Source organism: Butyrivibrio sp. AC2005 (assembly GCF_000424145.1).
Classification (GTDB): Bacteria; Bacillota; Clostridia; order Lachnospirales; family Lachnospiraceae; genus Butyrivibrio.
This window is the reverse complement of sequence record NZ_KE384143.1, coordinates 35,106-54,523: the sequence shown is the minus strand read 5'-3', so window position 1 is coordinate 54,523 and position 19,418 is coordinate 35,106. Positions and strand designations below refer to the sequence as shown.

Below are 19,418 nucleotides of genomic sequence, written 5' to 3'. Positions count from 1 at the left end.
TCATGTTAAATTGACATAAAAAGTACGCAATATAGTGTCATTTTCCTATCTTCCCCTTAATCTTATCAGTTAATAAGTCAGGTCTCTCATCAAAAATTGGGGATTGAATTTTCTATTTTTTACAGGAACCTCATCGCCATATTCATACATTTCAATGTTATATCCAATGGAGATTCCATGCTGATACTCCATAAGTAAATCAATTTTGTTTGAATAAGACTCCATTATGATATTTGTCTTAGTCCGATCAATACCATGCTCAGTATAAAATCTCCGAACCTCCTCCGGATAAGGAAGCAAATCCATGTTTATCAGACTTCTATCCTTTACAAGTTTATTTAGTCTCTCTGTTTCTCGCTTCATTATACCTGCATCTTCCAGTTTTAGAATTGTAGGCCTGTTCAAAGTATTATAAGCATCAAAAAACATGGAATTACCATTATCATAGATAGGTGCTAACGAAAGAAACTCCAATGTTTCGCTATCTCTGATAATTCCAAAATTATTCCAATGCCTATCTGAATTGGATATAGCAAAATCCGTCAAAATCATATAGTCAATAAAATTGGAGACATATTCTCTTTTAAGCCCAAAATCAGTGCAGGTTCTGATAAAATGTTCAAGTTCTGCTTCACCATTATATTCCTCAGAATTATGAAATCCGCCTGATACTTCATATGCAGAAACGAACTCATGATTTTCATCAGTAAAATATCTGCATCTGCATAGTTTATTTATTTCCCCATCTTCATTTAACAATTCATATCTGACATATTCCTTAAAGCCTTGCCTCTCATGTACTAATGAAGCAAATAGTTCATTTACATTCAAAAGCCCATTGGAATATTTGGGATCACTATTCTTATCCAAATACCAGATATCATCAATTTTTAAAGAATGCTTTTCCAAATGTCCACCCAGAGCAGCATCTTTACTGTTCGAATAATGAACCCTTCCCTCACCGTCGTGAAAATCAATTGTTTCCTCGCCATTATCAAACAGATTTACTTCTTCCCACGTAAGGTCAAGTTCTGCAGGGGATATCCAATAGGTATCAGTAAGGCTAAGCCCAAGATTCTTCATAAGTAATTCCTGCGGGCTCTCGCATTTATATTCCTTTAGAAGTTCTACAAGTCTGGCTCTCCCCTCCGGGATGGCTCTATCCTTCCACCATGAATATAAGTGTTTACTCTCTGTGGATCCGAGGTAAGGCATCCTTGCAGGATTGATTATTTCATAGTTTTCTATATCACCTTCCAAGGAAAGCTGAAGAACAGCGACATCATGATTTTTTTGTTTTAGAATGAACAGTCTGTTTTCGCTCATTATATTTGGATACCCCTTCTTTAAACTTCAAGTTTTTTAAGAAATCCTCAACATAAAATCCCATTCTGGATATTTCAAGATCTTTCCTTTTTTCTTCATTTATAAAATATGGCTCATACTCTATCGTATATTTCTTTTTCTTGTAGTAAAAGCTTACTAAATATGTCATATCCAATTCTTCATATGAATACTTTACACCTGTTTTAGTCTGTGCTTCCAATGAGCTACGTCTTTCATTGCCACTTGGAGTTTGTTTTTCCTTAAGCATCTCATCTGCAGCTTCATCTACCATACAGGAAGCAGAACATATATATTCAGATATCCTGGTATGATAACGCTCATTAACGTATATCATAGGAATCTCGTATACTTTCTTTTTTCCATAAAAAACTATAAAATATTTCCCTGGTTGGGCATCCTTTTTAATATGAAATAAAAGCTTGTACTTTGCACTTAAACCAATAGCATCATCTAATATTCTTTTATCACTTTGGTTACTATCAATATGCACCGGTATATTTTTCAATAGCTCCAGGTCTTCTTCTATAGTCTTTAGTTCAGCTTCTAATGAAGTTTTTTTATCAAAAGCATATTCACACAAAGCGAGTTTATCTTTTGACAAATATACAGAAATCATCTGATAATACTTATCTTTAAATTGAAGATAAAAAGTCTCTCTTCCACGGATATTCTTTATATTTATATATCCCGGAATACTGTACTTTATGATATCTTCTTCCAGCATTTGTTTTCTAATAAGGAGTTCTTTTTTATTATTCTCTAATGTTTTTAAAAGTTCGCCCATACATACAACCTCATTTGTCAAATTATAATTAATATTGTAGGTTGTTTTTTGATTCAAGTCAATTATTGTTCTCACAACGACAAAAAGAGAACTCCTAGGAATTCTCTTTCTAATAGCGATAGAGAGATTCAATCTTCGCTCTGCTTCGGTCCGCGCAAAGCCGAGGTCCCCCGGACCTCGTGCGCCTTCTCCACCGCACGCGGTGTCTCAGGTTCTCATCTACACTCATACAACGAAAAAAGAGAATTCCGAAGAATTCTCTTTTTAGTAGCGAGAGGGGGATTCGAACCCTCGACACCGCGGGTATGAACCGCGTGCTCTAGCCAACTGAGCTATCTCGCCATATTCAGTTCGTCGGTGTCTTTCGTCGACCGACTTGATTAGTATATCGTCCCGGATAAATAATGTCAACATGTTTTTTTATTTTTTTATATTTAATTAATTGACATTACTTTTCTTCTAAAATACCATTAATTATAAGACTTTATTCTGATATATTGCTTGTTATTGTAGAGGGGACAATCTATTACTATGATAAATCTAACTTCAGTTTATGCTTCAAATATCATAGGTTTTTTATTAATGGTGGCATTACTACTCAGTCGGGGGTGGCGAATTCAGACCAAGAATTCAGAAAGCAAGAGTCTCTTAATGATGATAGTGTGTGTGATCATCGCCTGCACTGTAGACCCTGTCGTCTTCTACCATGATGGTAGACCCGGCCTTATATCCCGTTATATTATTCTGTTTGGTAATTCCATACTTTTTTCATTAAATGCGATTCTGGGACCTGCCTACGTAACACTAATATCTAACCACATAAACGAACATCAGTCTCAGAGGCAAAAGGCCTTTCTTATAGCCACATGTGCATTAGAGATTTTTATTTTGTTTGTAAATATTATCATTCCAATTGTTTTTGGAATAGATGACTCAAACAGATATTACAGACTTCCACTTTACTGGCTGTATATCGTAGCCGAAGCATTTTTACTTCTTTACGGTCAGCATGTATACTTTGCCGCAAAGCGCCGGGGCAGATATTTGAGTTTTTTCCCAACCTGGCAGTTCTTAATGCCAATAACAGTTGGCATGCTGGGACAAAGTATATGGTACGGTACCTCGCTGATATGGCCCTGCGTAGGAGTATCTGTATGCTGTATCGCTCTCAGTCTTCAGAATGAAGGCATATATTTAGATAAGCTAACCGGAGCTTTCAACCGATTTTATCTAAACGATGTTATTGAAACTGCAAAAAATCGCGGCGGAATAATATCTGCACTTATGCTTGATATGAACGGCTTTAAGCTGATCAATGATAACTATTCCCATACAGAGGGTGACAATGCCTTAATTGCCATGACAAGGATACTAAATAAGGTTGTAGCCACAAATGGTGTCGTGATACGCTTTGCCGGTGACGAATTTATAATCATCCTGGATAAAACCTCACATCATTCTATTGCCGAATACAAGACATATATTTTGAAAGCTATTGATGATTACAATGATTCCTCTCAAAAGCCATATAAACTCTCAGCTTCTATAGGAGGCGATGTTTTTGATCTAAAAAACAATCAGAACTTCGATCTTATAAGCGAGCTTGACAAGCTGATGTATGCAGACAAGGCAATTTATTATCAGCATAATAACCGAAGAAAATAGTTTAATTCATATAATATTCTGAATAATCAATCTGCATTAATCATAGCAGTATTGCCGAGTAAGGCGATGCTTGCTATGATTATTTATGTTGTTCGGAATTATCATTTTTAGGGTATCTGAATAATCAAATCTATAACCAGAAAGGTATTAATCTATGAGTTACGAACTTAATGAAAAACGCTATCTTGAAGAGCTTGAAAAAGAGCTGGCTATTGATTCTGTAACAGGTCAGTATCATGAGCTTCAGGACTATCTCATAAAGGAGATGGAAGCACTCGGTTTTAAAACCACTACCCTTCACAAAGGCGGTATTCTCGCTGATATTGGCGGCGAAGGTAATCCTCTTCTCATCACCGCTCATGGTGACACAATCGGTATGATGGTTCGCCACATCAATGATGACGGAACTATCAAGGTTTGCAAGGTCGGTGGTCTTTATGCATATCACACAGAGCGTGAAAACGTCCGCGTTCATACACGTTCAGGAAAGGTTTTCACTGGCTGTGTTCAGAGAAAAAATGCCTCTGTTCATGTAACTGAGGATGAACTAAACACGGAAGTAGCAAATTTTGATACAAACTCATTTGTCGTTCTTGATGAAGATGTTAAAAGCGCAGACGATGTAAGAAAGCTCGGAATTGATATCGGTGATTACGTAGCAATTGAGCCCAGATTCACCTATTCAAATGGTTATATAAAATCCCATTTCGTAGATGACAAGGCTCTCGTAGCAGTCCTTATGGAACTGCTCCATGATATTAAAGATGGAAAAATCAAGCTTTCACGCAAGGTTTACATTTATATATCTTTCTATGAAGAGATTGGACATGGTGGGTCCCTCATTCCTGAGGATGTTAAGGATTTCCTCGCTATCGATATAGCATGCATCGGTCCTGAGCAGACAAGTTCCGAGCGCAAGGTTTCCGTATTTTGGAAGGATAGTCGTTTCCCTTACAATCTGGATATGACTAAGGAACTTGAAGAAGCGGGCAAAAAGTCAGGTGCTGATTATGTTCCGGATATCTTCACTCCTCACTATGGCACTGATGCTGATCCTGCCCTCGTTGCAGGTTTCGATATCAGGCATGCAGCCATCGGTCCCGGCACCAGAGCAAGTCATGGTTATGAGAGAACTCATATTGATGGGATAAAGAATACTTACAAATTGCTTGCTGAATATGTGACTATGTAACGATATTTAATCGATAACTATATTTCACAAATACTAAAAAACCTCTATAAAAAAAATGACGGGTGAGGCCTCCCCTCATCCGTCACCTTCCCCCTAAGGGGAAGGCTTTATATTATTTTCATATTGAAAGTTGTTTAGTAAAATACTTTCTTTACTCAGAAGCTTTTTTAATCTGCTGGTTTTCTCCTGAAACACCTCTTGATTTAAGCATTTTCTTATAAGACTTATACTTATTCTCCGGCACTGTAACTTTTGCTTCCTTATGTATCTTTTTGAAAGCATTCTTGCCGACATTACTCTTTTTCAGATAGGTTGTTTCGATCTTGATTTTCTTCAGCTTCTTACATTTGTAGAAAGCATTCGCACCAATCTTTTCGACATTATCACCGATAGTAACCTTCTTAAGCTTTTTGTTACCACTAAAAGCGCTTTCTGCAATCTCGGTAACTCTGTACTCGTTACCATCCACTACTATTGTGCTTGGAATTGTTATACTACTGATGGTCTCTGATCTCGCCTTCAAAAATGTTACTGTAAGATCAGTGTCATCATTGGATGTAACCATGTAGGTATCCCCAAGGCCGTTAATGATTTCACCTGCATTGTGCATCGTTGCAGCATTTACCTGTACTATCTCATTCTTCTCGGATTTACTTGAAGTTCCGGAAGTATTATCAGCGACTTTCTTAGCATCATTAATCTTGTCTTTTACTTTGGTCTCTACATCATTTTCTTTTTTGTCGCTTTTTGTTTCATTATTCTTTATGTCATTTTTGGTTTCATCTACTTTTTGACGCTTATCTTCTATCTTAGCTTTTGTTTCTTTTTCTTTATCCTCAACAGACTGATTCACTATACGGAATTCTTTTATAACCTGATCAGTATAATGAGGATTCTTTGAATAAACCTTAACTGTAGCAAGGCCGGGATTTACATTATCCTTGTACTCTACTTCATATTCATCCCTTCTCAATTCCTTGCCATTTACTACTACAGTAACTTCAGGTGTTTTAGCTGTTCCGTCATATACATATCTGTCTTCGCTCAATTTAACCATAGAAGGTAAAAGGACAATCGGTGTAATTTTAAAATTGTTAGCAATTTATACTTCCTGATTATCGCCATTTTCATCAACCACGCTAATAACAGCGACCGCTGTGTATTCTCCAACCTCGCCAACTTCTGATTTATCTATATCGCGCCCATTACCATCTCTATAAATGACATCACTTACCTGTATCTCATCAGGAAGATCATCAGGTTTATTAATTGTTACGGAAACATCATCCCCGTACTGCTTTGATGCAGCTACGATTGATATTTTATACTTTTCAGAGCAATCCTTACATCTGACAGTGGCATTATCATCGCCTGCACCAAGGTAATCTATTTCCCAAGCATGAACATGATTTTCCGAATCAAGTTCAAAGAATTTAGGGGCACAAGCATAATCTGTTTCTTTTGAACCATTGTTTTTTTCATATATAAGATAAGCAAATTTAAGGCCACTACTCTGCTCCGGGAGTTTGAATGTTCCACTCATCATATGGTATTTATTTTTACCTGAGCCCACCTGGCCTTCACTGGAAAGAGTAATCGGGATATAGGCAAATTCAGATGAATTGTCAACTGTCTTGCCTCTCTCATATCTGTCTTTTAACAGAACCACTGAAAATGATACAGAATCATCAACTGTCTCATAAGGATATTTAAAACTAATGGTCGCCTCATCATCACTCTTTTTGCATTTCACGTCTTTAAGAGATTTCATGCTGTCATCAATAAGTGTGAGTTTATACTCATTGGAAGAGCCTGAAACTAATGAAGAAAATAATATCGATTCCTTTTTAAGATTAAATGCCGGGCTGACTCCTTCTGATGAATCAGCAGGTTCAGTTTTTATTCTTCCGATTAGTTTATCAGTCTTATACATTTCTTTTGCGATAATGTTTTGAAATCTTCCGTCTTTTCCTAATCTAAGCCACCAGTTCTCTTTTTCATCAGTAGAAATATTTCTTTTTATTCTATTCAAATCATCTTTTTGATTTTTATATCCATATGTAGGATTAGTTGCTTCCTTAGGATCAAGGGCAAATATTTTCATTTCCTTTAGCTGTGCAAAATCGCCATCAACGCCCTCTCCATCATCCGTTGATTTTCTTTCTTTTCTGCTAAGTGCTATAGCCTCCTTTTCTGCATCAGTAAAAACTCCTGCGTCAAGAAATCCCTGATCATTAAGATTTTCCAACAATTTTGCAGCACTACCCGGTCTCAAATGATAAAGTACATTATCACAATCGAGCAAAACAGTATTTTTACTCAAGTTTCCATAGTCACTGAAATCATCACAATCTGTATCAAGCACGCGATATTTGACATTCAAATCGTTATACTTTCCATAATATACGTAATCCCACTGGCCTGCTCCATTTGCAGGATTACCTATCGTCCCTGTCCCCAACCCTGTTATAGTCTTGGCATTACTCTCTGCCTTAACGGTAATTGAATTATTAAAACCCGGCATTGCTACTGAAGCTGACACAAGCATCGCCAGTGTTAATGACATAACTTTCTTAGCCATTGAAAACTTCATCATCTGTTCCTCCCATTTGACGAAATAAAACAACTTATCCATACATGTAAAACAAATCAAAATATCCCATAATTTGACATGCTGTATCAGTATACAACATAAAAAAACCGTCAATAGTACGAAATATGAACCAATCCATTCATATTCCGTACTTGACGGCTTTGCATTTCCGTGAGCCTATGCTTTTTATCGCATTTATTAAATCATAGAGCGATTAGCGTTTCCATTAAAAAATGACTGTTATTCATTTTTTCACAAAACTCGCGTTCAAATTTCTTTATTACATTCTATCAGGTGCAGAGAAGCCAAGTAAGTCAATTCCTGCTTCAAGTACTTTAAGAGTCACGTTAAGGAGTGCGATATATCCGCTCTTTTTCTCCTCATCGGGCTCAGTGAGGATCTTAGTTGAATGATAGAAGCTGTTAAGTGCATTTGAAAGCTCATAAATATATGCACAAATTCTGTTAGGCATAAGGTCTCTTGCTGCACTTTCAACCGCATCTGCAAAACGTGTTATAAGAAGCATAAGGTTCTTTTCATCTGCAGACTCTGCATTTCTAAGAAGTGCTTCCTTAACGTTTCCACCTTCTTTTTCATACTTAGACAGGATAGATTTGATTCGTACCATAGTATAAAGAATGTACGGACCGGTATCTCCCTCAAAGGATGTGAACTTATCAATATCAAAAATGTAATCCTTGGATGGCTGGTTGGAAAGGTCGCCATACTTGATTGCTGCAAGAGCAACCTTGTGGGCTGTATCCTTTGCCTCAGCATCATCAATCTCCTGATTGCCTTCTTTGATACGGCTATACATCTGCTCATCAATTTCCGCGATGAGCTTTTCAAGACGCATTACGCCACCTTCTCTTGTCTTGAAGGGTTTTCCGTCCTTGCCGTTCATTGTACCAAAGCCTACAAAATGAAGCTCTGTCTCGGGAAGAACAAGTTTTGTCTTTCTTGCGCAACGGAAAACCTGTGTAAAGTACAGCTCCTGGCGCTTATCAACAACATATATAAGACCTTCAGGCTTGAACTCTTCCATTCTCTGCTGAATAGTAGCAAGGTCAGTTGTATTGTAAAGTGAAGCTCCGTCTGACTTAAGGATCATGCAGGGTGGAATTTCCTTTGTATCAGTCTCCTCAGCAACATCAACAACAAGTGCTCCCTGGCTCTCATGAGCGTAGCCGTGCTGCTTCATGTAATCAACCATTCCCGGAATTACATCATGCACATCTGATTCACCTCTCCAGAGGTCAAAATCAACATTAAGGTTCTTATAGTTTTTCTTAAGATCATTTACAGACACATTAAGGATGTGATGCCAAAGTGCCCTGTATCCCTTATCACCATCCTGAAGAAGCTTTGTTGCCTCCATAGCCTCAGCCTTGAACGCTTCGTCCTCCTTGGACTTGGCACTTGCTGCAGGATAAATCTCTTCAAGCTCGCTGATTGTAAATGGAGCTTCCTTAGGATACTGTCCCTTATGGTCCTTATCAAAATAAGGAAGATCAGGCTGGCGCTTTTTAAGCTCAGTAATAATGAGTCCCATCTGAAGTCCCCAGTCACCAAGATGAATGTCGCCTGTAACCTTATAGCCTGCATACTTAAGAATTCGCTTCAGGCTCTCACCGATAACAGCTGAACGAAGGTGTCCTACATGAAGAGGCTTTGCAACGTTCGGTCCGCCGTAATCAATCATGAAATTAGGTGCGTGAAGAGGTGTCTTAACTCCGAAGTGATGCTCGTGAAGCATTTTCACAACATATCCTCTCACGAAGTCCTCACTAACCTTAAGGTTCAGGAATCCGGGCTTAACAGATTCTACAGATGAAAAGATCTCACTTCCCTGAAGCTTCTCTGCAACAGCATCAGCAATCATAAAAGGCGCCTTACCGTATTTCTTGGCACCGGCCATAGCGCCGTTACACTGATATTCACAAAGGTCAGGTCTGTTAGACAGTGTTACCTTTCCCAGTTCCGGATCAAAACCGGCTGCCTCAAATGCAGCAGAAACTTCTTTTGAAATTAACTCTAAGATTTTTTCCAAAATAATCTTCCTTCCTATAAAACATGTAGTCTGTCTCAACTACTATTATTATTTCTATAATTTATACCTATGCATTCTATCACAAATATTTGAAATTGTGGTAATTAGTTTAATATATAATTACCCATTTCATAACTACTATTTTTTGTCATTCCGGTCTCCACAAAAATCTTTCAAGATCAACGTGCATCTCATCAACAAACCCGATACCGTCAGCTTCAAGCATTTTGATCTGGACATTTTCTCCTCCAAATGCAAACGCTGAGGATACCCTTCCCTCCCGGTTCACAACTCTGTAACACGGAATGTGCTCCGGATCAGGATTTACATGCAGTGCATAGCCCACAACTCTGCTCCATCGCCTGTTCCCGGCAAGCATTGCTATCTGACCATAGGTTGCAACCTTGCCCTGCAGAATTTTCCTGACTATTTCGTATATTTTTTCAAATGTATTTATTTGTTGGATATCATTGCTATTAGTGTTACTCATTATTCACCTGATTTTGCCTTTAGCTATAATTCTAACCAGATTCTCCTATTTCATATCTTCTCAAATCTCCTAAACGGTTCTTCATCAGATACTATCCCTTCAGAACCGCCAACCTTCTCAACCACGCAGGAAGCAACCGCACAGGCAAAGCGTCCGCAGTCCCTAAGCGAAAAGCCTTCCGATAATCCATATAAAAATCCTGCTGCAAAGCTGTCCCCCGCTCCTGTGGAATCCACAACTTTACAATCATGATACGCCGGTATCTCATAACATACTGTCGCAGTTTTTATAATGCAGCCTTTACTTCCTCGCTTAATAACAGCGCATCCTGCTCCTGCTTCAACCACCTTCGCAGCATTCTCATAAGCATCCTTACAGTCAGTCAGCATGGATATCTCATCTTCATTTGCAAGGAAATAATCTATATATGGAAGGAAACAATCTATGTCGCTTAGCTTTTCTCCTCGCTTTGGCTTTGTCATATCCGTTAGCAAAATCCTACTATTCTCACTTTTGATTTCCCGAAAAACTCTCTCAAGTGAAGGAATATCCAGAATGGGTGATACAAATATACTTGCAAAACTCACAATGTCAGCCATTTCACCAACATGTGGAAGTATATCTTCTGCGGAAAGCTTCCTAAGACAGGTCGCAGGATCCGTAAGAAAATAGCGCTCACCCTTTTCATCCACAAGAACTATATTTACCGATGAAGGATACTCGTCGCAAATAGTCGAATGAACGAGACTGACACCATTAGTACTTAGAAAAGTCTGCGTTCTCTCTCCTGTTTCATCTGTTCCAAGTCTTGTTATCAGCTCCGTTTTCTTTCCCAGCTTCGAGAGCACCACAGCTTCATTAAGTGCATCTCCGCCAAAGGATGTTCTTATATAATTCATCGGCATTGAGCCTGTTTGAAATACTTCCGGTCCTGCAGGTCCTGCCAGAATATCCATGACCGCCGCGCCTATTACAGTTATTTCGGGCTCACCATTCATTTTCATATCACAATCTCATCCCCACTATGTACATAACTAATCTGTTCACCCATAATCTTCTTCATTTCTTCGAAGGGTTCTACACCTGTGCAATGCATGGTAAAAAACCTAGTTTTTGTTTTGCTAAGTTCCTTCGCTGTTTTCCGTATATAATCCATATCCTCATCTGAATAGCCATTTTTCCTAAGTGTATGAAAACCACTAAAGATCACGTCCGGCTCATCGTTATATAAGCCCCTGTAGCTCTCGAGAATATTCAAAACACCATGATGCGCACACCCTGAAAAGACATACTTCCTGCCATCCTGATTAATCACAAGACACTGCTCATGCGCAAAATCGTCATTAACAAGCTGTCCGTTTTTTTCCACAAACAAAGTCTTATTAGTAAGTGGAGAAGGTTTTGTATCAGTTATTCCTGAAAAAATCTCAAGTTCCTCATCAATGACACACTTACAGTAATCCTCAATCACAAGCTGTGGCAGCTCTCTGATACGAGAGTCAATTCCAATATATCTTGATTCTCCGGTTCTCGTAGTTGAATAGCATTTGGAAAAAGCCAAAGGATGCACATAAATCCTAGCTGTTTTATTAACCTCTGAAAAAGGCATTATTCCACCCGCGTGATCATAATGTCCGTGGCTTAGAATAACAGTATCAACCTTTGTGAGGTCAACTCCCAGTTTCTCTGCATTTTCTATAAAAAGATCAGATGCTCCCGTATCCATCAGAAGTTTATGCTTCTTAGTTTCTATATAAAATGACAGACCATGTTCAGCAGCACAACCTGAAGAGCCTTCTGTGTTTTCGACTAAATTAACTATTCTCATATTTTGACCTATATTCTCTTTAATACTTTTTATTGTTAATTATAATACGTTTTCACGTTATACCTTTTCTGCCTTCTCACGTTCTCTTTGAAGTCTTGAAAACTCACATCCGCAGAAATCCTGCCTATAAAGATCAAATTTATGCGAGAGCTCTATTGATCGTTTATAGCCTTCCTTTTTCTTGAAATCAGATGGCAAAAAGCTGATGCCATATTTTTCACCCATCTCCTGACCAATCCTGTTAAGTCTCTCGGCATCCTTCAATGGCGAAATTGTCAGAGTCGTAGTAAAAAATTCAAAACCACTTTCCAAAGCGATTTTTGCAGATTCTTCCAGTCTGAGTTCAAAGCACTTCGTACATCTGTCTCCACCTTCAGGGCAATTCTCCAAGCCTTTAACTGCTTTCAGATAATCACTGACTATATAATCCCCTTCAATTATCTCTATCTTTCTTGCGGAAGAATCTGATTTCATTCCTTCGAAATTCCCTGTTTCAACCTGTCTGTTGTATTCTGCAATCAGCCTCTTTTCTTCCTCAACACGTTTTCTGTACTCAGGTTCATTCATGATATTCGGATTATAGAAAAACACCGTAATATCAAAATACTGCCTGAGGTATTCAAGACAGTAGGATGAGCACGGCGCACAGCAGGCATGAAGAAGGAGTTTTGGGTATCTGCCTTCCTTTTGAAACTGTTCTATTTTCTTTTCAAGCTCTTTTGCATAGTTTACTTTATTCATCAAACTCTTTTTCTGATCCATTCCTGTTATTCAAAATTTGTCTCTTCATATAGTTATTTCTAAATAGAAAAAACATATTCGATGCATTATAATTTATAACAATTAATATATCACAATTAGGAGGTTGCATCCCATGAAAATACGACGTGCAGAGGAAAAAGACATTCCTCAGATGCTTGAACTTTTAAGACAGGTAAATCTTGTACACCATATTGGCAGGCCTGATTTATTTAAGAAGGCTACTAAATATACAGCTGATGAATTAAAAACTATTTTAAATGATAAGAATCGCCCGATTTTTGGTGCTGTTGACGACAATGATATCATGGTTGGCTACGCCTTCTGTGTTCACCAGCAGCATATCGGAAGTAATCTTCTGACCGATGTTAAAACACTCTATATTGACGATATCTGCGTTGATGAAAATACCCGCGGTCAGCATGTAGGTAAGACTATTTATGATTATGTTATTTCCTGGGCAAAGGAGAATGGATACTATAATGTGACATTGAACGTATGGAATTGTAATGAGGGTGCGATGAAATTCTACGAAGCGCTTGGGATGAAACCATATAAAGTTGGGATGGAGCAGATTTTATAAACGACCACCAAGGCTTTCCCCCTCATCCGCCCTTACGGGCACCTTCCCCCAAAGGGGGAAGGCTTTTTTATTGTTACAAGAGATTTCCCTTTTATATAGTAGCTCTTGTCTCTACCAGATCCTCCAGCGCTTCGCTGTTGCCAAGATAGATCTTATATTCCATCTTCTCGAGCTGCCATTCTCTGTAAACAGGGTTGTACCACTTAAGCTTGTCCAGTGGTGTCTTAACTGTAACAACCTGAGATTCTCCTGCTTTGAGGAATACCTTCTCAAAACCGCGAAGCTGTCTTACAGGGCGGTCTACAGCTGAGTTCTCGAAACCGACATAGAGCTGGATAACTTCTGCTCCATCTCTTGATCCGGTGTTTGTAACCTTAACCGTAGTAATAAGCTCATCTCCCTCTACCTTTGCTGTAGCTTCTTCGAACTTAAATGTAGTGTAGCTAAGTCCAAAACCGTAAGGAATAAGAGGATTCACACCATTTTTATCAAGTCTGGTATATCCATGGTAATATTCGTAATACTGGTCTGTTGCTTCCCAGTCAACATGAGGAAGATCATCCTCAGAAACAGGAACAACAAATGGAAGCTTACCTGAAGGGTTAACATCTCCAAAGAGAATCTCTGCAAGAGCTGTACCGCCCTCCATTCCCGGGTAATACGCCATGAGTACAGAATTAACCTTATCAATCCACTCAGTCATCATGATCATATTTCCACCAATGAGAACAACTACTGACTTAGGATTAACCTCTCCTGTCTCCTGCAGGAGCTTCACATCTTCATCGTGAAGACCAAGGCTCTTCTTTCTGTCACCGCCTATAGCTCCCGTATAATTATCGGTTGTATCAGTAGAAATAAACTCTCCTTCATCGTCATGATTGTATCCGACAACATAAATAACAGCGTCAGCCTCAGTTGCTATCTTCTTTACTTCATCAAGATCGGATCCGTCTGAATATAATATTTCCGCTGAAGGAACCGCCTTCTTAATTCCCTGAAGCGGTGTAATAACATATGGCGGTCTTACCCAGCTTGATCCCTGATCTCCGATAACATTTTCATCAGCAAGCTTTCCAACAACAGCAATCTTTTTGATTCCCTTATCAAGCGGAAGTACATTCTCATTCTTAACAAGTGTAATGGCTTCTTCTGCAGCCCGCTTTGCAAGCTCTGTATGTTCCTTGCATCCAACCACAGACATGTCGTACTCTCTATGGTCCTTATCAAAAGCAAGAATTGTTCTTACTATTCTGACCGCTGCATCATCTATTCTGCTCTCCGGAACAAAGCCGTCCTTAACAGCCTGAACAAGTCTGTTTCCAAAATACTGCGTCCAAAGCATCTCCATGTCCTGACCGCCATTTGCTGCTTCAACGGTATCAAGAACACCCCAGCAAAAATCAGACATTACAAAACCATCGAATCCCCACTCCTTTTTCAGAACCTGGCTTAAGAGGTATTTGTGATGGCCGCACTGAACTCCATTATAACGGTTATATGAGCTCATTATGCTTGCGCACCCTGCATCGACACAGTCCTTAAAATGAGGCAGATAAACCTCCTGCTCCGTTCTCTGATCACAGGTTACACTTACCTTAAAGCGTGCATTTTCCATATCATTAAATGCAAAATGCTTTACACAGGCCATAACGTCTTCACTCTGAACGCCCTTTACAAGTGATGCTCCCATTCTTCCTATCTGGTATGTTTCCTCTCCATAGGTCTCCTGGCTTCGTCCCCATCCCGGATTATAAGGAAGGTTTATGCACACACCTGCAAAAAGATTTCCACCAAAGGCTCTGACCTCCTGTCCGATAGCGTGTCCAATTTCCTCCTCAAGTGCAGGATTGAAAGTCGCACCTCTTGCCATTGAAACAGGAAAGCAGGTAGACTGATTGTTTCCACAGACAACTCCTCTTGGTCCGTCAACAAACTTCATTGGAGGTACATCATACTCAGCAAGTCCCCCAGCCTCATAAGGATGCAGATTATAATGAGCGCCTTCTTCTGTTCCAAGAACAAGCTCCATGATTTCGCTTTCCTTCATGGAAGTGGCATCAATATTTCCTGCCATGAGGCTTACCTTCTGCTCCAAGGTCAGTTTTCCGACAATCTCCTTTGCCTTTTCATCAAATGTCATTCTGAGTTTCTTGTCTTTTTTCATCCCGTTCCTTCCTTTCTAAAAAATGACAGGCCAGGCTCTGTATAGAGATCCCGGCCTGCGTCTTTATATTGCTAATGAATTATTAACCCTTAACTGCTCCTGCCATCATACCTTTAACCAATTTGTCCTGGAAGATGATGAACAAGGTTATCATTGGAAGAACTGATAATGTCAGGACTGCCATAATAATTGGAATGTCCAGTGAATGTTCTCCCTTGAACTGTCCAAGCGCAAGAGGGAGTGTCTTTTTGCTGGGAGTAATAAGCAATGTATTAGCAAAAGCAAACTCATTCCACATTGATACACCATTATAAATTGAAAGTGTAGACAATCCTGATTTTGAAAGAGGAAGTATCATCATGAAGAAATTCTGATAGCGGTTACAGCCATCAATTTCTGCTGATTCCTCAATTTCTCTCGGAATAGTTTTCATAAATGCTGTCAGAATAAATACTGACATAGGAAGTGCAAATGCAACATAAGGTCCGATAAGTGCCTTAAGTGAATCATAAAATCCTACTGTGGTTGTAAGCTTAAAAATGGGAATTAAGGTTACGTGCATAGGTACTGCCATCATAGCTACAATCATTGCATAAATAAGACCGTTCAGCCTGAATCTCATTCTTGCAAGCGGATATGCCGCAAAGGCTGAAATGATAAGCATAAGCACCAGTGATATTGCAACTACAACTACGCTTCGGAAGAAATATCCGAAGAAACCATGTGTTACAACTTCCACATAGTTATTAAAATACCAGGGATCCGGAAGATGGAATACTCCCTGTTGCAACATGTCGAACTGTTTGCGGAACGAGTTCATTATCATGAAGAAAAATGGTGTTAATGTCAGAACCAGCTGTATAAGAGCAAAAATAGTTGCTATTGTCCACGCAATCCTTGATTTAATCTTGGACATGCGATAATCAGCATCATTTGTTTTTTCCATACTGTTAATGTCGGCTGCCATCGTGCATCCATGTAAATTATTATTCTGTGCCATTTAATAATCCTCCTTAACCTTAAACACTTTGTTAAAGAGCAATGCTATTGCCGTGATCAATATGAACATTCCGGCTGCAACGCAGGAACCATAGCCCATATTAAACTGCTGGAACGAAAGCTTATACATGTAGGTTGCCATAAGCTCTGTAGAGCCCGAAGGTCCACCCTGAGTCATATTCCAGATCATATCGAAATATTTGAGTGATCCGATAAGCGACATTGTGCATGCTGTTTTAAAAATAGGTCCAAGGAGAGGTATGGCAATAAGACGAATGTACTGTCCTCTTGTCGCACCGTCTATTACAGCCGCTTCATAAATGGTTGTATCGATGTTTCCATAACCGGCAATGAAGTAAACCATATAAAAAGGAGTAAACTGCCACGCCATAACACCGATAACCGTATAAAGTGCATTGGGAGCTGTTCCCAAAAGATCGATTGTAGTCCTTTTTCCATTAAATATTGTTGCAAGAGAAGAAATCAGACCTCCGTTTGTTGCAAGTGCATAGATAAAAAGAAATGCAATAGCAACTGAACTCATGAGATAAGGTAAAAACCATATAATCTTAAAAATATTGAATTTTTTTCCACCTGCATCCAAAAAAGTTGCAAGAAGCATGCCGATGGGAATCTGAAGAAGGATTGAGAATACCATTACGATCAGATTATGCTGGAAAGATTTCCAAAACATCGCATCCTTCAGGAGTGCTTTCCAGTTATCAAGACCGACAAATATTCTGTCCGCTGAAATTCCATTCCACTTGTATCCGCTTATTACAAAGGTATCAATAACGGGATACACAATAAAAATAGTGATTAGCAAGAGCGCCGGTAGCAGGAACACTGTTGCCGCCTTGGCCGTACTCCTTGCTTTCGCCTGAGCAAGCCCCACATTATTACTTTTATCCATATTTCTCCTTCCTGTTTCCTTAAGCAGATTACCTGCTTTGCCTCACTAAGTGATTACCGAATATTTCATAAGTATCTATGAAATAATAAGCTGCCCGCAGAAAAGGTATTCCTGCGGGCAGCGGTTTTTTAAATCCAGCCGCAGCTTAGACTTATATTTTCTTATTACTGTTCAGCAATTGCTTTCTTCATTGCTTCATCCTGTTCCTGTCCGATTTCCTCAGGAGTCTTTTCAAGACCGAAGAGTTCTGTCATACAGTTCTTATGAACTTCTGTAACAGAAGCCGGAAGGTACTGATCATACCAAAGCTGTACATTTGATGCATTGAAGAATACGTCAACTACAACTCTGTTGTTAGGATCATCAACCTGTGCGTCAAATCCCTTGATTGAAGGAATGTTTCCACTTTCCATCTGCATCTGATTGTATGTATCATCGTTGTAATACTGTGTAGCGAGTACATAGCAAGCATCAAGCATATCCTGATCTACAGAACCATCTTCCTTGAAACAGTTGAAGGAGAATCCGTTACCGATTGCTGTTCCGATTTCTACGTTCTGAGGAACTCCATTAGCCTTAGCTTCTGAATCTTCAGGGAAACGGAATACGCCGATGTTCTCGTTGTACCACTCTTCGTTATCGGATCTGATACCTGCTACCTGCCATGAGCCGTGAAGCATCATTGCTGCAGAGCCATCATAAAGGAGTGCTCTATCCTGGTTGTCATCTGCTGTAAGAGAGTTAACACCATCCGGGAAATATCCCTTCTTAACCCAATCCTGAATCTTCTCAGCTGCATAGATGAATGCGGGACTTGTAAATGATCCGCCATTCTCCTGTGTATAAGCTGCATCAAATTCATCGTTACCTGAATGACGAGCTACAAGATACATGTAGTACATGGAGCCTGTCCACTTGGATGCATTTGCAAGTGCGAAAGGTGTATAACCTGCTTCCTTAAGCTTTGCACATGCTGCCTCAAGATCATCGATTGTCTCAGGAACTTCAATACCCTGCTCAGCAAAAATTGTCTTGTTGTAGAAGATATCGCATCCGGAAAGTCCTCCGAAAGGAATTGCGAGCATCTTGCCATCATAAGTTGACTGTGCAACTGCTGCATCAATGAAATCAGGATGATCATATTTTGCATACATATCTGTGATATCGTTAGCAAAACCTGACTTGTAGTACTCAGCCATAGGACCGCCACCCCAGTGGATGTACATGTTAGGAGCCTGTCCGGAACTCATTGCAACTACCAGCTGCTGCTTGTAGTTATCATTCTGCTGATGAACCTGATTAACTGTGATGTTAGGATAGTCAGCCATGAAGCGCTGAACAGCTGATTCCTGTGTGCTCTTTGCAGGATCCTCTGTAGCAATATCCCAAAGGGTAATTGTTAAGGGCTCTGTCGTAAGAGTAGGAATGTTCTTGTCACTGGTCTTAGCTCCGTCAGAAGCTTCTTCTGTTGTAGCGTCTGCAGTATCAGTGCTTTCGGTTTTCTCAGCGGCATCAGTAGACTCTGCTTTGTCGGTAGCCTCTGTTGTCTCTGTAGCTTCGGTCTTTGCTGTGTCATCACCGCCAGAAGCCGGAGCTGTGGTTGATGTGGATCCGCCGCCACATCCTACAATTGATGTAACAGTCAGAGCTGTTGCAAGAAATGTAGCAAATACCTTTTTCTTCATACAAAACCTCCTTCGTGTTAGCTTACCGATATCTCCCACCCCTAATTCTGAAAATACCAGTTTGCTAAAACAGTTATCTGTTTCTTTATACATTATGCTAAATTAGTCCGAAAATTATTGCATACAAAAAGTTGCTATCTATTTTACGAAAATTGCTCTTTTTAATGTGCATATTGTCGTTATGATTAATACTTAACAAATTCAAGATGTGCATTTTGACATATTTTACATCATTATACGTAGCTCAATATGGTATAATGTCCATAATTCATAAAAAAAGTATTAACAAGTCAATGAAGCATTTTATATTAAATGGCAATTTTAGAACGTTGCGATATTGCTTGTTGTACTTAAATCGATAAT

At 39.3% G+C, this 19,418-nt stretch carries 16 protein-coding genes and 1 tRNA gene; 3 read left to right on the top strand and 14 right to left on the bottom strand.

Annotation, left to right across the window (positions count from 1 at the left end; translation table 11 throughout):
• Window positions 1–69: 69 nt before the first annotated feature.
• The 3 genes from G602_RS0124495 to G602_RS0124485 all read right to left on the bottom strand — a co-directional run bounded on the left by G602_RS0124495 (window position 70) and on the right by G602_RS0124485 (window position 2,473).
• Window positions 70–1,326 (bottom strand): hypothetical protein, encoded by a 1,257-nt coding sequence (locus tag G602_RS0124495; protein WP_026661372.1) that lies wholly within the window; start codon window positions 1,324–1,326, stop codon window positions 70–72.
• Window positions 1,283–2,131 carry a hypothetical protein gene (locus tag G602_RS0124490; protein WP_026661371.1) on the bottom strand — a complete coding sequence of 283 codons (849 nt, stop codon included), beginning with the start codon at window positions 2,129–2,131 and terminating at the stop codon, window positions 1,283–1,285. The genes G602_RS0124495 and G602_RS0124490 overlap by 44 nt, the downstream gene beginning before the upstream one ends.
• A 268-nt stretch (window positions 2,132–2,399) precedes the next feature.
• Window positions 2,400–2,473 (bottom strand) — tRNA-Met (locus tag G602_RS0124485).
• 309 nt (window positions 2,474–2,782) lie between these two features.
• Here G602_RS0124485 and G602_RS0124480 point away from each other — a divergent pair.
• On the top strand, window positions 2,783–3,796 hold the full coding sequence (locus G602_RS0124480) for a GGDEF domain-containing protein (protein ID WP_026661370.1): 1,014 nt from the start codon (window positions 2,783–2,785) through the stop codon (window positions 3,794–3,796).
• 154 nt (window positions 3,797–3,950) lie between these two features.
• Window positions 3,951–4,988 (top strand): M42 family metallopeptidase, encoded by a 1,038-nt coding sequence (locus G602_RS0124475; protein WP_026661369.1) that lies wholly within the window; start codon window positions 3,951–3,953, stop codon window positions 4,986–4,988.
• Between the two features lie 151 nt (window positions 4,989–5,139).
• Here the strand turns inward: G602_RS0124475 and G602_RS0124470 are convergent, their stop codons facing one another.
• The 7 genes from G602_RS0124470 to G602_RS0124440 all read right to left on the bottom strand — a co-directional run bounded on the left by G602_RS0124470 (window position 5,140) and on the right by G602_RS0124440 (window position 12,690).
• Window positions 5,140–6,036: a leucine-rich repeat protein gene (locus G602_RS0124470; RefSeq protein WP_207638188.1), complete on the bottom strand. Its 897-nt coding sequence runs from the start codon at window positions 6,034–6,036 to the stop codon at window positions 5,140–5,142.
• 54 nt (window positions 6,037–6,090) lie between these two features.
• Window positions 6,091–7,584 (bottom strand): hypothetical protein, encoded by a 1,494-nt coding sequence (locus G602_RS0124465; RefSeq protein ID WP_155830093.1) that lies wholly within the window; start codon window positions 7,582–7,584, stop codon window positions 6,091–6,093.
• Window positions 7,585–7,861: 277 nt separating this feature from the next.
• Window positions 7,862–9,631, bottom strand: a complete 1,770-nt coding sequence (argS, locus tag G602_RS0124460) for an arginine--tRNA ligase (RefSeq protein WP_026661366.1) — start codon at window positions 9,629–9,631, stop codon at window positions 7,862–7,864.
• Window positions 9,632–9,779: 148 nt separating this feature from the next.
• Window positions 9,780–10,121, bottom strand: coding sequence for an MGMT family protein (locus G602_RS0124455; protein WP_242835719.1), 342 nt, complete (start codon window positions 10,119–10,121; stop codon window positions 9,780–9,782).
• A gap of 50 nt (window positions 10,122–10,171) precedes the next feature.
• Complete coding sequence (locus G602_RS28385) at window positions 10,172–11,125, bottom strand: carbohydrate kinase family protein (protein WP_081676169.1); 954 nt, start codon at window positions 11,123–11,125, stop codon at window positions 10,172–10,174.
• Window positions 11,122–11,949: an MBL fold metallo-hydrolase gene (locus G602_RS0124445; protein ID WP_026661364.1), complete on the bottom strand. Its 828-nt coding sequence runs from the start codon at window positions 11,947–11,949 to the stop codon at window positions 11,122–11,124. Before G602_RS0124445 ends, G602_RS28385 begins: the two co-directional genes overlap by 4 nt.
• A 57-nt stretch (window positions 11,950–12,006) precedes the next feature.
• Complete coding sequence (locus tag G602_RS0124440) at window positions 12,007–12,690, bottom strand: epoxyqueuosine reductase QueH (RefSeq protein WP_044933606.1); 684 nt, start codon at window positions 12,688–12,690, stop codon at window positions 12,007–12,009.
• Between the two features lie 133 nt (window positions 12,691–12,823).
• Between G602_RS0124440 and G602_RS0124435 the strand changes: the two genes are divergently transcribed.
• On the top strand, window positions 12,824–13,291 hold the full coding sequence (locus G602_RS0124435; RefSeq protein ID WP_026661362.1) for a GNAT family N-acetyltransferase: 468 nt from the start codon (window positions 12,824–12,826) through the stop codon (window positions 13,289–13,291).
• A 91-nt stretch (window positions 13,292–13,382) separates the two neighbouring features.
• Here G602_RS0124435 and G602_RS0124430 read toward each other — a convergent pair whose 3' ends face one another.
• The 4 genes from G602_RS0124430 to G602_RS28380 all read right to left on the bottom strand — a co-directional run bounded on the left by G602_RS0124430 (window position 13,383) and on the right by G602_RS28380 (window position 19,055).
• Entirely contained in the window at window positions 13,383–15,458 is a 2,076-nt protein-coding gene (locus G602_RS0124430) for a beta-glucosidase family protein (protein ID WP_026661361.1), read from the bottom strand.
• An 82-nt stretch (window positions 15,459–15,540) separates the two neighbouring features.
• Window positions 15,541–16,458 carry a carbohydrate ABC transporter permease gene (locus G602_RS0124425; protein WP_330369255.1) on the bottom strand — a complete coding sequence of 306 codons (918 nt, stop codon included), beginning with the start codon at window positions 16,456–16,458 and terminating at the stop codon, window positions 15,541–15,543.
• The gene (locus G602_RS0124420; RefSeq protein WP_026661359.1) at window positions 16,459–17,370 is read right to left on the bottom strand and encodes a carbohydrate ABC transporter permease; all 912 of its coding nucleotides are present in this window, start codon (window positions 17,368–17,370) and stop codon (window positions 16,459–16,461) included. It abuts the gene before it with no gap.
• Window positions 17,371–17,534: 164 nt separating this feature from the next.
• Window positions 17,535–19,055, bottom strand: coding sequence for an extracellular solute-binding protein (locus G602_RS28380; protein WP_049945465.1), 1,521 nt, complete (start codon window positions 19,053–19,055; stop codon window positions 17,535–17,537).
• Window positions 19,056–19,418 lie beyond the last annotated feature (363 nt).

Bases quoted from the DNA above. Each gene is read 5' to 3' on its own strand.
- G602_RS0124495 (WP_026661372.1), bottom strand. From the start codon at position 1,326: ATGAGCGAAAACAGACTGTTCATTCTAAAACAAAAAAATCATGATGTC.
- G602_RS0124490 (WP_026661371.1), bottom strand. From the start codon at position 2,131: ATGGGCGAACTTTTAAAAACATTAGAGAATAATAAAAAAGAACTCCTT.
- G602_RS0124480 (WP_026661370.1), top strand. From the start codon at position 2,783: ATGATGATAGTGTGTGTGATCATCGCCTGCACTGTAGACCCTGTCGTC.
- G602_RS0124475 (WP_026661369.1), top strand. From the start codon at position 3,951: ATGAGTTACGAACTTAATGAAAAACGCTATCTTGAAGAGCTTGAAAAA.
- G602_RS0124465 (WP_155830093.1), bottom strand. From the start codon at position 7,584: ATGATGAAGTTTTCAATGGCTAAGAAAGTTATGTCATTAACACTGGCG.
- G602_RS0124455 (WP_242835719.1), bottom strand. From the start codon at position 10,121: ATGAGTAACACTAATAGCAATGATATCCAACAAATAAATACATTTGAA.
- G602_RS28385 (WP_081676169.1), bottom strand. From the start codon at position 11,125: ATGAAAATGAATGGTGAGCCCGAAATAACTGTAATAGGCGCGGCGGTC.
- G602_RS0124445 (WP_026661364.1), bottom strand. From the start codon at position 11,949: ATGAGAATAGTTAATTTAGTCGAAAACACAGAAGGCTCTTCAGGTTGT.
- G602_RS0124440 (WP_044933606.1), bottom strand. From the start codon at position 12,690: ATGAATAAAGTAAACTATGCAAAAGAGCTTGAAAAGAAAATAGAACAG.
- G602_RS0124435 (WP_026661362.1), top strand. From the start codon at position 12,824: ATGAAAATACGACGTGCAGAGGAAAAAGACATTCCTCAGATGCTTGAA.
- G602_RS0124430 (WP_026661361.1), bottom strand. From the start codon at position 15,458: ATGAAAAAAGACAAGAAACTCAGAATGACATTTGATGAAAAGGCAAAG.
- G602_RS0124425 (WP_330369255.1), bottom strand. From the start codon at position 16,458: ATGGCACAGAATAATAATTTACATGGATGCACGATGGCAGCCGACATT.
- G602_RS0124420 (WP_026661359.1), bottom strand. From the start codon at position 17,370: ATGGATAAAAGTAATAATGTGGGGCTTGCTCAGGCGAAAGCAAGGAGT.
- G602_RS28380 (WP_049945465.1), bottom strand. From the start codon at position 19,055: ATGAAGAAAAAGGTATTTGCTACATTTCTTGCAACAGCTCTGACTGTT.